Source organism: Flagellimonas marinaquae, assembly GCF_023716465.1.
Lineage (GTDB): Bacteria > Bacteroidota > Bacteroidia > Flavobacteriales > Flavobacteriaceae > Flagellimonas > Flagellimonas alginolytica.
Map to the genome: position 1 here is coordinate 2,283,506 of NZ_CP092415.1, position 15,284 is coordinate 2,298,789.

The following is a 15,284-nucleotide window of genomic DNA, read 5'->3' on the forward strand; positions in this document are numbered from 1 at the left end:
TAATCTTAAGAATGAGGAAAACATTAATTGAAAATCAAGTAAAGTGGTTAAGAGAGCTCAAAGAAGAAAACCTGTCCCTAAAACTTCAAATCGAACTAACCAAGATTGAAATTAAAATGGCAACGCGCGATAGTGATTATGATTAAATCAATCAAAAGGTTTCTGATTAATCTAGCCCGTTATTGCATAAGGTCAATTTTATGGGTAATCCGAACATACAAGGGGCAAAATGATAAATCTAATATTGCAAAAGATTCTTTACAAACTAAATCATTCGCGAGTAAAAAAGTAACTGAGCCCAAGTATTTGACTGAGGCCCACAGGAAAAACTCCGAAGCGGCAATGAAACAGATTGCCAAATGGCAAGAGCAGCCAGTTTCTTGGAAAAAAATAGACGAGCAAATAGGTCAGAGTTTCAAAATACACAATCAGAAAAATCCGAATAGTGATTATAATTCATTTGACTGGATCACATTGACCAAAAAGGAACTCGACACTCTTTATCACCAAATCATAGATAAAGCGTTAGAAAACTACGAATATCGCCTTTACGTGCTTTTTAGGTGGAAAATCAACCATGAACAATTTCATTATAGAGCCGCGGCCAGTCTAGCAACACGGATTAGACAGGAAGAACAAAGAATGAAAAAGCATGATATTATCAGTACATACTTCAAAAAGCGCTGGGCCAATATGACACCGGAAGAAGTTGAAGCAGATAGAAAATGGATAATCGAGCAAGGCAGACTTAGAACCCTCAATTAATCAATCACAGCAATGGTCAACAGCAATAAAGAGTGTTTCAAAATTTTAAGAAAAGAGGGAGATATTCAACTGTCTGAATCTGATCTGGATTTAATCATTTCAATAATCAATATTTTCAAAAATGAATGTTATGATAACTCGGGCTACGAATGGAGATTAAAGCCATACCAGAACTTTGTTAGAAAGAATAATCTTTCATTCAGGAATTGCCACAAGGTTTTACAAGTTCTTTCAAATGATTTTGGGCACTTAGTTGGTGGGGAGAACGGTTTTAAGAAATTTGTAAACGAGGTAGAAAAGTATTCTGATGAACCGAGGAAAGTGCAAATTGCAAGAGATGACGAGTACGAGTTTTTACGTGATTTAAAAAAATTGAGAAAGGATTATTTTAAGGATTATCCAGTGGGTAAATTCATTAAGTTGATACATGAAAATTTTCAGATTGGAGATAATCACACTTTGGAAACAATAAGAAGAAAGTATTACAGTAAGCCATAGAAAGATAATGAGTAAAAAAGGTCGAATGTCCAACTTAACTGAAACACATAGAGCCAAAATAAAGGTACACTTGAATAATTTTAAGAAAAATCATGTGATCAATTCTCAATACCTAAACGATAACCACAGGAAAAGCGAACAAGCCAAAGGGGAATATCTGAATTCCTTAAATCCCTCCGAAATAGATTGGGAGAAGGAAAAAGAGAGGCAAATAATAAACGCGCGGAACGATTGAATAATTTGGGAGAAAAGGATTTGGAAAAATGGGCAGCCCTTGATTTTGCAAGGCATAACAAACTATGGATTGATGATTTTTATTCTTTGGGCAAAATCCCGATGCGCGGTGGATATGAAAATACGCTGGTGCTAAATGAGGAAACAGGAATGATTTTTAAATCAAACAATTTGGCAAACTCCAAATATTTTATTTCAAATCTATTTGAGGGGATTGCTATTCACAATCTACTTTTCCCAGCCAACAATTATGAGTTTGTGGGGTTTACTGGATTGGACAACGGCCCGACTAGAACACCTTATGTGGAGCCAGTATTTAAACAAAAGTATGTTGCCGAAGCAGCCAAGGCGGAGCCATCCGAAATCAAAGCCTATATGGAATCTCTTGGTTTTGAACAACGGACACCGGAATCCTATTACAATGGTAAATACCTTGTTTCTGACCTACACCCTAGAAACGTACTAAAAGACCCGGAAGGAAACTTTCATGTTGTTGATGCTATGTGTCGCACATTATAAGGTTTTTAAGGTTTCATTCCTCATCAAATAGATGCTTAGGAAATTTATGTTCTACCTCTTCAATTTGATTTTGTTCTACCCAAGATTCTCTAATGCTAATTGATTCTTTAAACTCTTGCGCTTCACTTAGTTTAATAAATTCAACTTTCTTGTCTACGATTTTATTCACTTCATTTTCAATTTCTTCTAAAGTGACCCTAAAAAACTCTTTTCTAAAATTTATGAGGTTAACACTTTTTTCTTTGAAAACTTGATGAAGTTGATTCTCTAATGCCGGAGCATCAGTTGAAAATATAAGCGCATGAACATCAAAAGTAAATGGGACTGATGAATCTCCTAGTTCTCTAACTCTATCCAATGGCTCCAACCTTCTAGTTAATCCAATTTTATAAACATTTTCCCCAAAAGAACCAATGTTTGAAATTACATAGACATAACCTGATTTAGTTTGTTGTGCCATGGATAAAGCCCTCTCTTTCTGGTCATGAGCAGCCTTAAGGTTATTCTCTAAATCTAAAATCTTGTTTTGAAGTTTTATTAATTCTTCTCCACTGACAAGGCCTAAATCCTGCTTTGTCTTTTCTAGTGCTTTTTGATACAACGCCTCTTCTCTTTCGGCCTTTCTTTTTGCTATCTCAAAATCTCTTTGGGCTTTTTCTTCTTCCCTTATTCTTGCCCTCTCTTCTCTTTGTGCTTCTTTTTCTTCATGTTTTTTAAGGTTGTATTCATGAGTTAACTTTAACTCTTCAATTTTCATAGTTAGGAAGGTGTCCACTATTTCGATATTATTAGATTTGCCTAGGCGATTAATCGCATTATATGACTTTTGAATTCTTTTTTCAATTGTTTCAATATTGTTCCATTTTACCTTGCTTATTAGTACGTCACATTCATTGTTGAAAGCTCGCAACATCAGTTTCATTTGTTTATTAATCATTGCTTGGCCCTTTTTTAGATTACCATCCACATGCCAAGTTGTAAAGCATTCTATTGCCAATCCATTCTGAATGTAATGTTTTTGGGCTCTTTTAATTTCCTCAATATGTTTTTTGTACGTTTCTGAATCTTGAAAATCAAAAATTGGGTCATAATGTCCATAAGAGATTAAGTCCAGTTTACTTTCATAAATTTTAGTTTCCTCAATTAACTCATCATATAATCTTTTGCCTTGATCATATTTGATTGATAATTCGTTCCTTTTATTTTTTAAATCATTTATATGAGAAATGATGGTCTCAACCTCCTTTTCAAGATCAATGATTTTAGAATACTTTGAGAGTAATTCTTCCTTTTGAGATAAAATCGAATCTTTTTCATTGATGCATTTCTGTAATTCATCTGAAAGCAATTTTACTTTTTTCTTATTGAATAAATCCATATAAATGATTGGTTGAAGTTGAGGTTTATAAAAAAGGCGGGAGAGTTTTTTAAAAGTAGGTAAAGACTTAAAGACTTGCAAAAGTTTATGTTAGGGTTTTTTCCGAAAGATTTATATCGTTAAGTTGAATTTAAGTTTGGTCTATAAACTTGATTTTACAGATAGTCGAATTCCCCATTTGTCATTAATTTAATTATGAGAAGAAAGTAGTAGTAACTTTTTTAATTTTAAAGAGATTCTATAATTCGTAAGAGATGAAAATTGATCCTTTAAAAGTCCCCTTTGATGATTTTGAGAAACACATTAATATAGAAGGAAATCATAGGATTTTGTTTTCAGGTATTTATGGGACAGGGAAAACTTGGTTTTTGGACAAATTCTTTGAGGTCAAGAATGATAAATATGCATCGATACACATCAAGCCAGTGAATTATGCAATCGGTTCTAACAAGGACATATTTGAGTTAATAAAGGTTGATATCCTATTTGAAATACTTAATAGGAACGAGATAACTTTTGATGAAATCGAACTGGACAACAAATTACTCGCTGAATATTTAATTTTGGATAGGCTAGGGATTATATTTCCTACACTCATTGAAGGTCTTAGTGATGTGACTGCAGCACATGAAGGATTGGAGGATGAAAACTTTTTAGTTAAAGGGATAACCAACCTACTAAAGGTGGTTAATAAACTCAAACCCGGTACAGAATATAAAAGTAAACTTAAGGAGAATCCGGATTTAACTTTGATTAAAGAAAATTTCGCTGGCCATACTGATGTAATTGGGGGGCTTTATGAAAGAAATGCAACTACACAATTGATTCAAGAATTAGTACAGGTAATTAGTAAAAATGAGACCCAAGAAAGAGAAGAAGACAAATCGAATAAAGAAACGGTTTTAGTAATTGATGATTTAGATAGACTAGATCCAAATGATATTTTCCGTATACTAAATATTTTTTCTGCTCATTTTGATATTGAAAGTCCACAAGAAAATAAATTTGGATTTGATAGAGTGGTTTTAGTGTGTGATGTAGAAAACCTTGAAAGTATTTACAGACATAAATATGGAGAACAGACCGATTTTAATGGTTACATCAATAAGTTTTACTCAAATAGAATATACAATTATGATAATCGAGAAAATATAAATCAAATAACTCAAGCATTTATTGAGCAGTTTGATAGGCGGTATTTATGGCCAAAATTTAAACAACTAATGCATCAGTTGATACGTATAGGGATTAATTCAAAACATTTAAGTCTTAGAAGATTGCTGCAGTTTGATATCAACTCCATTAAACCGTTAGACAAACAATTGACGCTTAGGGATTTTAGTACATGGCACACAAACCAGTTTCCACCATTACAAGTCTATTATTTATTGGAGAATATTTTCGAAGGTAGGCAAAGGGTTATGGATTTTATGGAATACATTAGGTTTATTGAGAATGATGAATTTCCAGATCAAAAACAATCTGACATGCTTAAAATGCTTATTCCGTTAATAGATTTAAACCGCATTGTTGAAGAAGGAAAGAATTTAAGAGGGGAACAACATACGAGAGGTTTTTCATTAAAGGATTTGAATGTACATATTAATTATACCTTAGCAATCAACCAATATTGGAGTGCAAAGGATTTAACCATAAGTTCTAATGGCTCAGTAGACGTAAATTATTATCCTAATTTAAATAATTTTCTTGGCTACACATATAAATCTATTCTTGAAAAGAAATTATTAGATTAAAGATTAATTTATAAGTTAATAATGAGAAATACCGAGATAACTGTATCAAACTTTCAGGATGTGGCCACCTATTTAAAAGCATGGAGAAAGGACAATAACATTAGTCAAGAGGAATTCTCAAAGTTTGCAAAGGTGCAACGGACATGGTACAGTAAAATCGAGAGGGGCCAAGCCGAAAACATTACCCTCAATTCCCTTTTGAAATTGCTTGAAGAAATGGGCTGCAAATTGGTGATCGTGGACACACACGCGCAGCCAGTCGGATGAGTACAACCTCAACAGTCCCAAAAAAGCAACTTCGTGCAATACGTTTGATATATATGTATTGTTCCCAGCATTAAACAAACTATACTGATCAGGCTTGATCAATCACGGTTAATTGCTTGTTAATAAGTAGTTTGAGGTCAATTATAATGGCCTTTCCCGATTTATTATAAATGCAATAGATATGTCCTGTATTTCATATCAAAGGCCTGAATCTAATTTGATTCAAAAGTCGGAAAAACATTATTTTTTGTACATTGTAATTCCCCGCTCTAATGTGGGGTTTTTTGTTTATGAAAAAAATTACTCTACTTTTTATTGCAGTTGTACTACTTTCATGCGCTGGCACTTATAACCAGGCATCACACACCTCAAGCAAAGTTTATATTGGAATGCCGATAAAAGACTTTAAGGCTTTGACAAAAAGAAAGTCTAAGTTAGAGGCTATGGAATCTGGATATACTGTATATCGAATGAATGATTATGATGCGTGGTCCGGATTTAAAACAGATACAAAGTTTTTTTACTTTGATTCGGATGGGAAACTTTACAAAGTTGATGGCGGTGAATTTAAGCAGCAAAGATACCAAATAGAGGTAATCGATAATTAATATTGCTTTTCAAAAAGAGAGGTTATTAATACGATTCTGTTCGTATCACAACTACAAGGCCCTTATTTGAATGTAGCATTTAATGTAAAGTAGTTTTCACGCAATAGTACCCTTGGGAGGTAATACAGATAATATGGTTTTTTCCATCTTAGGAAAATCGGATTTCTCGACCCCACGGGGGTTGATTAGGTTTTAAGGGTTAGGTTTTTTTGGGTTTTTTGCATCCGTTCCTATCAGTCTCTTTGGTGAAGCAACTATGGTTTGCATCCAATACTCACAACCATTTATTTTAATCGGAAGATTCTTCTGAAGGGAAAATCCCTAATTGGTTGTTTGGCGGTTTCTTTTTGTTGTAGCCTATTTGTCTGGATTGATTTGAATTGGTTATTCCATTCCTGACTTGTTTGGTTAAGTGAGAAATTATCGTTGGGTTGTGTTTGGGTCTATTTCCATTTGTTCTAGAAAGTAGTAAAGAACAAACCTCAGCAAACCTTTCAGGATTGTTTTTGCGGAGTTGTTTAAAGGTAGTCGTTAGGGCGTATTTTGCACCTTCTTTTTCGTGTTCTAAGGATAAGCCAGTTATAGGGCAGATTCTAGAATGTGAAACCGGTATGATTTCTCCCTTTAACATAGGGGAAACTATACGGTTTTCATTTTTGGTTAGGGGTGCGGAAATCATACGGTTTTCGTCAAAGAGTGTGTTTAATTTATCTTCAATCGATTCTATGAGTTTTTTGTTGAGGTTGTTGCCTGATTTGTCCAAGTAACTTAAATAGGTTTTCTTTTTTTCGTAGAATGCGCTGGGTCGTTTTTGATTGAGGGTGTTGAACCAGAAGGAAGAGTTTGAGTACTCCTTTAACTTGTTTGCCTCTCTGTTGTTTAAATTTTTTAGACTGGGCTCTGGGTCAATGATCAACACCATTCTCGCATTCGCAATTATATCAGCCTTCATTTTATAGTATGGTTCGATGTTCAATAAATCCCCTAGATGAAATATGCCCAATGGGTTTATTCTTTTTGAGCGTTTAGTTTTAACTTCAAAACGAAGAGTGTCCTCATGGCAATATTCTGGATACTGAAAACCCTTTGAATAGAATTTTAAAAGTAGATACTTGTCGTTTGCTTTACCCTTTTTATTTACTGAGTAAGCCTTTTTGCTGTAATAATTTTCTTTGTCGCGATTAAACTCATTTTTGATATGATAGATTGGAAAGGAAATCAATTCTTTGCTATATCCTTCTAGGATAAAGTTTAGGCCATATTCAAGATTCACAACTTTGAAATGATCAAGATGATGTATGTTAAAAAGGTTTATGAACCTTTGAATTGTATCAATTGCTTGGTAAGGCGTGAAGTCGTTTGCGTTGTGTTGGTCATTATTGAACCAATAGTGAGGCTTAAAACGTATTTCTAAGCGTTCAGTTCCCTCTTCTGATTTTTGCGGTGAATGAGGCACTAAAATGAATTCAATACCCTCATAATTCTTTGTTTCGGTTTTTAGTATTTCACCAGTATTCAATTCGACTTTTAAAAGTTCGCTTTTAAAATGAAGCAACGGGTTGGTCCAAATTTTTTTTATGGACTCCATGTTGGTAATTATCATTTTAACGTAATCAATCATTATCTTTATTCCGTTGTCTATGCTGATAACATTTTTGAACAAAATTGATAAGGGGGCTAATAAACTTAGTCCCCTTTTCTTTCGTATTGATTGATAGCAAATTTCTTGGTGAAACCCCTAGCGTTCTTGGGGTAGAACTTTGGAAAGAAATAGATTTTTAAAACGTTCCCCATCTCCCATAGTTCAAAAATGACCAAATCCTTTTTTTGGTTCAAATCACCGTACATAAATCGGGGCTCCCCACTATTGAACATTCCCGTGGTTGGTTGGTCATAATCATAAGGATCCTTGGATTCGGATAACCAATGCCTCACCCATTTGGCTTTTGATTTCCCTGTATCGCGTGTGGTTTTTAAATAGGGCTCAAATATTGTTAAACCATCATCGTAACTATAAATTGCGGTGCCACCAGACAAGGCGATTCTATGATAAGTGATTTGTACGAATGTTTTTCCGTTATAAGTGTTCATAGCCTAATCTATTTTAACCAATGAATCCATTATATCGGACAGCCGAAATAAAATTTTCCCTCCGATTCCATATTTGGGAAATTTTCCGGCCCGGGCCCAGCGATCAATCGAAGTTTGATCACATCTTAATAGTTCTGCAGCCTCTTTTTTAGTTACAAAGACCTTTTTTTGATTTGAAGTTTTGTTGAAATTCATGTCGAACATTTTTTAAAATCTGAGGTAAACTTATGCTCGAACAAGCATCTGGCAAGTAGCAACACGTTAGTGCAAAATGTGTTACATACTTATATCATTTAGGAATGTCAGTATAAAAATATGTTTCATACATATTATGAATTGTAACAACTCTGGGATTTTAACAGTACTAAAAAAGGAGAAATAATTCATTTTGAATTGAAACAGGGACGCATCAAAAGTCTTGGTCAAATTGATAGGTCTAAGGAGTTTTTTTAGAAATGCAAGGAAATTGCAAGGAAGCAAAAACAAAAAACCCTATAAACACTAGGTCTACAGGGTTTTTGTGTACTCGAGGCGGGACTTGAACCCGCACGGGCAAAATGCCCACAGGATTTTAAGTCCGGCGTGTCTACCAATTCCACCACTCGAGCAGGACTTGTATGTAAAAAAAAACTCCACCCGTGGTGACTGAGCGGAGTCGAAATCGAGCGAAAAACGGGATTCGAACCCGCGACCTCCACCTTGGCAAGGTGATGCTCTACCAACTGAGCTATTTTCGCGTTTAAAAGAACTTGCACTTTTCCCAAGCGCGGATGCAAATTTAAAACAATTCTATTAAAATAAAAGAATTTTTTCAGGAAGAAACTTTTTTCTTTTTGCTCAACAAGCGTTTGATTTCGTTTAATTTCATCAAAGCTTCCACAGGTGTCAGAGTATCAATGTCCAAGTGCAGGATTTCCTCCTTGATCTCTTCCAACAAAGGGTCGTCCAGATTGAAGAAGCTGAGTTGCATTTCATCTTGGGTGACCTGTAGCTTGTCGCTTATTTCTTCACTGGAATGTGTTTTTTCCAGCTTTTTCAGGATTTTATTGGCCTTTTGTATTACTTGTTGCGGCATGCCGGCCATTTTGGCCACATGGATTCCAAAACTGTGTTCGCTCCCGCCGGGCACCAACTTTCTAAGGAAAAGCACATTATCTTCCAGTTCTTTAACCGATACATTGTAGTTTTTTATTCGGGTAAAAATATTGGTCATTTCGTTGAGTTCGTGGTAATGTGTGGCAAATAAGGTCTTTGCTTTGGCGGGATGCTCGTGCAAATATTCCGATATCGCCCAGGCAATGGAAATTCCATCGTAGGTACTGGTTCCTCGACCAATTTCGTCCAAAAGGACCAAACTGCGCTCCGATAGATTGTTCAGAATGGAGGCTGTTTCGTTCATTTCCACCATAAAAGTGGACTCGCCCATGGAAATATTGTCACTGGCACCTACTCGGGTAAATATTTTGTCCACAACACCCAGGGTAGCCTCTGTTGCGGGAACAAAACTTCCCATTTGTGCCAAAAGAACAATAAGGGCAGTCTGTCGTAACAAAGCAGATTTACCGCTCATGTTGGGTCCCGTTATCATAATGATCTGCTGTTCTTCCCTATCAAGGAACACATCGTTGGTTACATAAGCATCGCCGATTGGTAATTGCTTTTCAATAACAGGGTGGCGCCCTTCCTTAATATCCAATGTAGTGGAATCGTTCACCGAAGGGGCTACATAGTTGTTTTCCTTTGCCAATTGTGTAAACCCGGACAAACAATCCAGTTCCGCGATAAGTTGGGCATTGTACTGTACCGGTGCAATATATTCCTGCATATAAACCAAAAGGCGATCAAAAAGTTGTTGCTCCAATTGGTAGATCCGTTCCTCGGCTCCCAATATTTTGGATTCATATTCTTTGAGCTCCTCGGTAATATAGCGTTCGGCATTGACCAAGGTCTGTTTGCGAATCCAGCCCTCGGGTACTTTGTCCTTATGGGTGTTCCTTACTTCTATATAGTAACCAAACACGTTGTTCGATGCTATTTTTAAGGAGGTGATCCCGGTTTCCTTGGTTTCTCGCTCCAACATTTTATCCAAATAATCCTTACTGGAAAAGGCAAGACCTCGCAGTTCGTCCAGTTCTTCTGAGTAACCTTGGGCAATGGTGTTGCCTTTGGCAATGTTTACCGGAGCCTCTTCGTTGAGCACTGTTTTTATTTTTGAGCGGAGTCCTTCACAATGGTTCAATTGTTCCCCGATCCGTTTTAAGGATTCGTTGGTGCTCTTTTCGGATAGTTGTTTGATGGGAACTATGGCCTCCAGCGAATTTTTGAGTTGGACCACTTCTTTTGGGTTGATTTTGCCCGTGGCCAATTTGGAAATCAATCGTTCCAAATCTCCCATTTGTTTGATGTATCCCTGAATCCGGTTAAGTTGTTCGTCTTCTTCCTTTAAATAGGCGACTACCTGATGCCTTTGTTGGATCTTGTCAACGTTTTTTAAGGGTAGGGCCAACCATCTCTTTAGGAGTCGTCCCCCCATGGGGGAAATGGTCCTGTCGATAATATCCAATAAGGTTACGGCATTTTGGTGGGAAGAGTGGTAAAGTTCCAGGTTCCGAATGGTAAATCGATCCATCCATACATATTCCTCTTCTGCAATGCGCTGTATTTTGTTGATATGTTGAAGTCGGCTGTGCTGGGTCTCGGACAAATAATGCAAAACCGCTCCGGAGGCGATTATGCCGTGGGTAAGGTGATCTATGCCGAAACCTTTTAGGTTTTTTGTACCAAAATGATTGTTGAGGCTCTCTTGGGCGTAATCCTCCTGAAAAATCCAGTCTTCCAAAAAGAAACTGTGCCAATGGTTGCCAAAGCAATCCGCAAATTCCTTTCTGTGCTTTTTGGATACCAGAACTTCGTTTGGCGAAAAATTCTGAAGCAACTTGTCCACTTGCTCCACCGAACCCTCGGAAGTTAGGTATTCTCCTGTGGAAATGTCCAAAAAAGAAACCCCTAATTTTGTTCGCCCAAAATGCACGGCGCACAAAAAGTTATTGCTTTTTGCGGAGAGAATATCGTCGTTCAGGGCAACACCGGGAGTGACAAGTTCGGTTACGCCACGTTTTACAATGCTTTTGGTCTGTTTGGGGTCTTCCAATTGGTCGCAAATGGCCACACGTTGCCCGGCCTTTACCAATTTCGGCAAATAGGTGTTCAAGGAGTGGTGGGGAAATCCGGCCAGTTCCGTTTTGTCCCCTCCATTGTTCCGGTGGGTTAAAATAATCCCCAATATTTTGGCGGCTTTTACCGCATCTTCCCCAAACGTTTCGTAAAAATCCCCGACACGGAACAACAACAGGGCATCAGGATGTTTTGTCTTGATGGCGTTGTACTGCTGCATCAGCGGAGTAACCTTCTTTATCTTTTTCTTGGCTGCCAAAGCGATTTAATTCTGTTACTTTTGCCCAAAATTGGGTTAAAAACGAATATATTGTTTTCGCTGCCCATCAAAAATTTTTGTTGATATTTTTACCCCAATGTTTAAAAAATGAATCGAAAACTGGAAAATAGCGAACTGGACCGATTGGATATCGATGGTTTTAAAGCAGTGGAAAAGTCGCCCATCATTATTATTTTGGATAATATTCGCAGTTTGAACAACATTGGTTCCGTATTCCGTACGTCAGATGCTTTTTTGGTGAAAAAAATTTACCTCTGTGGAATTACCGCCACTCCGCCGCACAAGGATATTCGGAAAACGGCATTGGGAGCAACCGAAAGTGTAGATTGGGAATACAGAAAGGATACTGGGGAACTGGCAGCGGAATTACAGCGGGACGGTGTGCAACTGGTAGCTGTGGAGCAAGCAGAAAATGCAACAATGCTTAATGATTTTACTGTTGAAACAGGTAAAACCATTGCCCTGATTTTTGGAAACGAGGTAAAAGGGGTGTCGCAAGAGGTAGTGAGCATGAGCGATGTGGTGTTGGAAATACCACAATTTGGCACCAAACATTCGTTAAATATATCGGTGAGTGCGGGAATTACGGTATGGGATATTTGGTCCAAACAAAATCGGTCCAAATAAAAAGGCCCTGAAAAACAGGGCCATATATAAGTCTGAGTTAGTTAGTTTCTCGAATTGAGGTTGCTAATAAAATAAAACCATTCGTTATATCCAAACTTTTTCTAAAAATTCTCTTAAATCTTTGTTGAAAGTATATTGTCTTCCAATCTTTCCAAAATAAATTCATAATCCTTTGGATTGTGGACAAAATCCAGTTCGCCCATGTCTACGATCACACTGTTTTGGCTCGGGTGGCTTTTAATAAAGTCCAAGTATCCTCTGTTGATTTTTTCCAGATAGGCAGGGTCTATCTTCTGCTCATAATCGCGACCTCTTTTTTTAATGTTGGCCAATAACCGTTCGGTATTTTGATAGAGGTAGAGATAGATCTCTGGTTTTTTAACCTCTTTGTACATAAAGCTAAAAACCTTTCGGTATAGATTATATTCCTCTTTTTGCAGGGTCACTTTCGCAAAAATCAGGGATTTGAATATATCGTAATCACTCACCATAAAATTCTTGAACAGGTCAAATTGGGAAGTATCGTCCATAAATTGCTGGTACCTATCCGCCAAAAACGACATTTCCAATGGAAAAGCATAACGGGACTGGTCTTCATAAAACTTGGGCAGAAATGGGTTGTCCGCAAAACGCTCCAAAACCAGCTTGGCATTAAAATCGTTGGATATCATCTTGGACAAAGTGGTTTTGCCCGCTCCAATGTTGCCTTCTATGGCAATTAATTGTAGCTGGGAAAAAAGCCCGCTCCTATCTTTAAAAAGTTTGTGTTTGGTCTTTGTAAGTTCACTCTTGTCCCTGCACTCCTGCAAAAGATTTCGGGTATCCTTTTCTAGGACCGGATGATAGAATTGGGGGGCAATATCGCTCAGTGGCTTTAAAACAAACTTTCTGTGCTGCATTTGCGGGTGGGGAATCACCAGACTTTCATTGGTTATGGTTTCCGCACCATAGTATATTATATCGATATCCAAAGTCCTTGAACTATATCCACTGTCCATTCGTTTTCTGCCAAAATCCTCTTCGATCTGTAAAAGTGCATCCAGTAGTTCTTTGGGTTCCAGCGGGGTAAGTAAGGATACAACAATATTGAAAAAATCACCGCCATCGAACCCCACGGCAGGATTTTCGTAGACCGAGGAAATATCCAATATCTTGCCCGTTTTTCCCTGAATCTGGAAAATGGCTTTTTGTAGCGTAGCAAGGCGATTGCCCATATTACTGCCCAAAGAAAGATATACCTTTTGTTTTCTGTTCATAATCGAAGAAACAAAGTAAACAAAACATTACTACAATGGTTATATTTGAAGTGTATTAAATTTTATTGCATGAAGTTTTTGAGAAACCTGCTTGCTTCTATTTTGGGAAGCTTAGTGGCATTTATGATCGTGGTGGGCATGTTCTTTATTTTTATGGTGCTCGTAGGCAGTGCGGAAGACGGTGTTTTGGTAAAAAAGAACTCCGTATTGGAAATTAGTTTTGTGGCACCCATTATGGATTATACGGGAAAGGATGAAACCGATCCTTTCGCATCTATATGGACAGAGGAGTTTGGACTGGATGAGATCCTTCATGCCATAGAAGTTGCCAAAAATGACGCTAATATCGAAGGAATTAGCTTAACTACTGGTTTTTTACAGGCCGGGATGGCGCAGACAAGGGAAATAAGAAATGCACTTATCGATTTTAAATCGAATGGAAAATTTGTTATGGCACATGCCGATGTGTACGCCCAACGCGATTACTATCTGGCGACCGCTGCGGACGAAGTGTACTTAAACCCCGTAGGTGTGGTCGATTTTAAGGGATTGTCCACCGAGGTGCTTTTTTACAAAGAGCTACAGGAAAAATCAGGAATAAAAATGGAAGTAATTCGCCATGGAAAATATAAGAGTGCGGTAGAACCGTTTCTTTCCGATACCATGAGCGATGAAAACCGTACACAGATCAAGGAACTGATAACTTCCATCTGGAATATTATGGTGGAGGATATCTCGGAATCCAGAAATATTGCCCCAGAAAACTTAAATAGAATTGCCGACACACTCGGGGGTAGAACACCTCAGTATGCAATTGCTTCCGGATTGTTGGATGGAGCATTGCACTACGATGAATACGAAAACTTGATCAAGCAGAAAATAGGTGTTGAGGAAGACGATGAGGTGGAGTATGTGGGATTAAGAGATTATATTCAAAACTCCAGCAAAAAGAAACTGAAGACAGGTTCCGATAAAATAGCCGTGATTTACGCTCAAGGCGAAATTCTTGGTGGCGAGGGCGGCAGGGATTATATTGGTCAGGGACTGATCGTGGACGCCTTGCACAAAGCGCTGGACAATGAGAATATAAAAGCCATAGTGGTGCGTGTAAATTCTCCAGGGGGAAGCGCATTGGTATCCGATATCATTTGGCGCGAAATGCAATTGGCCAAAAAGGAAAAGCCTTTGGTGGTTTCCTTTGGAAACGTTGCCGCATCAGGAGGATATTACATAGGTGTGGCAGGGGATAAAATTTTTGCAGAGGCTACCACGATTACGGGTTCCATTGGAGTATTTGGAACTATACCCAATATGCACGAATTGGCCAAAAACATAGGGGTGAACGCAGAGCAGGTGGGTACCAACGCAAATTCTGTGGATTATTCCTTTTTTGAGCCCATGTCGGACTCGTTCCGAAATGTAATGCAGGAAAGTATCGAGGAAACCTACCAAACCTTTTTAAGTCGTGTATCGCAAGGTAGGAACATGCCCGTAGAAAAGGTGAACGAGGTGGCGCAAGGCAGGGTCTGGAGCGGTGTTGATGCGAAAGCTCTAGGATTGGTGGATGAACTTGGTAACTTGGAGGACGCCATTGCTGCAGCGGCAGAAATGGCCGGATTAAGCGATTACGGTGTACGAAAGTACCCCAAGTATAAATCTGGATTCGAGCAGTTTATGGAAGATTATGGTGCGGTTAAATCTAAGATCGGGGAGTCCATTATACAGGAAGAAATCGGTACCGAAGCCTATCAGGTAATAAAAGAATTCAAAGAGTTTACCAAACAAGAGGGAATTCAGGCTAAGATGCCTTTCAGCCTAAACATTAAATAGAAT

General features: G+C 37.8%; 16 protein-coding genes and 2 tRNA genes. 10 read left to right on the forward strand and 8 right to left on the reverse strand.

Annotated features, from left to right (window positions below):
* Positions 1–11 precede the first annotated feature (11 nt).
* From MJO53_RS16955 to MJO53_RS10245, 5 genes are all read left to right on the forward strand, one after another.
* Positions 12–146: a hypothetical protein gene (locus tag MJO53_RS16955; RefSeq protein ID WP_286037764.1), complete on the forward strand. Its 135-nt coding sequence runs from the start codon at positions 12–14 to the stop codon at positions 144–146.
* Between the two features lie 196 nt (positions 147–342).
* A complete protein-coding gene (locus MJO53_RS10230; RefSeq protein ID WP_252079013.1) occupies positions 343–765 on the forward strand; it encodes a hypothetical protein in 423 nt (140 codons plus the stop codon).
* A gap of 12 nt (positions 766–777) precedes the next feature.
* Positions 778–1,263: a hypothetical protein gene (locus MJO53_RS10235; RefSeq protein ID WP_252079014.1), complete on the forward strand. Its 486-nt coding sequence runs from the start codon at positions 778–780 to the stop codon at positions 1,261–1,263.
* 25 nt (positions 1,264–1,288) lie between these two features.
* Positions 1,289–1,498 (forward strand): hypothetical protein, encoded by a 210-nt coding sequence (locus MJO53_RS10240; protein ID WP_252079015.1) that lies wholly within the window; start codon positions 1,289–1,291, stop codon positions 1,496–1,498.
* Positions 1,495–2,016, forward strand: coding sequence for a hypothetical protein (locus tag MJO53_RS10245; protein WP_252079016.1), 522 nt, complete (start codon positions 1,495–1,497; stop codon positions 2,014–2,016). The genes MJO53_RS10240 and MJO53_RS10245 overlap by 4 nt, the downstream gene beginning before the upstream one ends.
* A 13-nt stretch (positions 2,017–2,029) precedes the next feature.
* Here MJO53_RS10245 and MJO53_RS10250 read toward each other — a convergent pair whose 3' ends face one another.
* Positions 2,030–3,475: a DUF4041 domain-containing protein gene (locus MJO53_RS10250; protein WP_252079017.1), complete on the reverse strand. Its 1,446-nt coding sequence runs from the start codon at positions 3,473–3,475 to the stop codon at positions 2,030–2,032.
* Positions 3,476–3,648: 173 nt separating this feature from the next.
* Here MJO53_RS10250 and MJO53_RS10255 point away from each other — a divergent pair, with 173 nt between their 5' ends.
* From MJO53_RS10255 to MJO53_RS10265, 3 genes are all read left to right on the forward strand, one after another.
* Entirely contained in the window at positions 3,649–5,148 is a 1,500-nt protein-coding gene (locus tag MJO53_RS10255) for a P-loop NTPase fold protein (RefSeq protein ID WP_252079018.1), read from the forward strand.
* Positions 5,149–5,169: 21 nt separating this feature from the next.
* On the forward strand, positions 5,170–5,415 hold the full coding sequence (locus MJO53_RS10260; RefSeq protein ID WP_252079019.1) for a helix-turn-helix domain-containing protein: 246 nt from the start codon (positions 5,170–5,172) through the stop codon (positions 5,413–5,415).
* A gap of 290 nt (positions 5,416–5,705) precedes the next feature.
* Positions 5,706–6,023 (forward strand): hypothetical protein, encoded by a 318-nt coding sequence (locus MJO53_RS10265; protein ID WP_252079020.1) that lies wholly within the window; start codon positions 5,706–5,708, stop codon positions 6,021–6,023.
* A gap of 289 nt (positions 6,024–6,312) precedes the next feature.
* On the opposite strand, the gene MJO53_RS10270 is transcribed toward MJO53_RS10265, so the two are convergent.
* From MJO53_RS10270 to mutS, 6 genes are all read right to left on the reverse strand, one after another.
* Positions 6,313–7,542 (reverse strand): hypothetical protein, encoded by a 1,230-nt coding sequence (locus tag MJO53_RS10270; RefSeq protein WP_252079021.1) that lies wholly within the window; start codon positions 7,540–7,542, stop codon positions 6,313–6,315.
* A 167-nt stretch (positions 7,543–7,709) separates the two neighbouring features.
* Positions 7,710–8,114 (reverse strand): hypothetical protein, encoded by a 405-nt coding sequence (locus MJO53_RS10275; protein ID WP_252079022.1) that lies wholly within the window; start codon positions 8,112–8,114, stop codon positions 7,710–7,712.
* Between the two features lie 3 nt (positions 8,115–8,117).
* Positions 8,118–8,318 carry a helix-turn-helix domain-containing protein gene (locus MJO53_RS16990; RefSeq protein WP_108244864.1) on the reverse strand — a complete coding sequence of 67 codons (201 nt, stop codon included), beginning with the start codon at positions 8,316–8,318 and terminating at the stop codon, positions 8,118–8,120.
* A gap of 319 nt (positions 8,319–8,637) precedes the next feature.
* Positions 8,638–8,722 (reverse strand) — tRNA-Leu (locus tag MJO53_RS10280).
* A gap of 56 nt (positions 8,723–8,778) precedes the next feature.
* A tRNA-Gly gene (locus tag MJO53_RS10285) sits at positions 8,779–8,851 on the reverse strand.
* Positions 8,852–8,925: 74 nt separating this feature from the next.
* Entirely contained in the window at positions 8,926–11,508 is a 2,583-nt protein-coding gene (gene mutS / locus MJO53_RS10290; protein ID WP_252081240.1) for a DNA mismatch repair protein MutS, read from the reverse strand.
* Positions 11,509–11,655: 147 nt separating this feature from the next.
* On the opposite strand from mutS, the gene MJO53_RS10295 reads away from it, so the two are divergent.
* On the forward strand, positions 11,656–12,195 hold the full coding sequence (locus MJO53_RS10295) for an RNA methyltransferase (protein WP_224835408.1): 540 nt from the start codon (positions 11,656–11,658) through the stop codon (positions 12,193–12,195).
* Positions 12,196–12,308: 113 nt separating this feature from the next.
* Here the strand turns inward: MJO53_RS10295 and folK are convergent, their stop codons facing one another.
* Complete coding sequence (folK, locus tag MJO53_RS10300; protein WP_252079023.1) at positions 12,309–13,451, reverse strand: 2-amino-4-hydroxy-6-hydroxymethyldihydropteridine diphosphokinase; 1,143 nt, start codon at positions 13,449–13,451, stop codon at positions 12,309–12,311.
* 69 nt (positions 13,452–13,520) lie between these two features.
* Between folK and sppA the strand changes: the two genes are divergently transcribed.
* The gene (sppA, locus tag MJO53_RS10305) at positions 13,521–15,281 is read left to right on the forward strand and encodes a signal peptide peptidase SppA (RefSeq protein WP_252079024.1); all 1,761 of its coding nucleotides are present in this window, start codon (positions 13,521–13,523) and stop codon (positions 15,279–15,281) included.
* Positions 15,282–15,284: the final 3 nt, after the last annotated feature.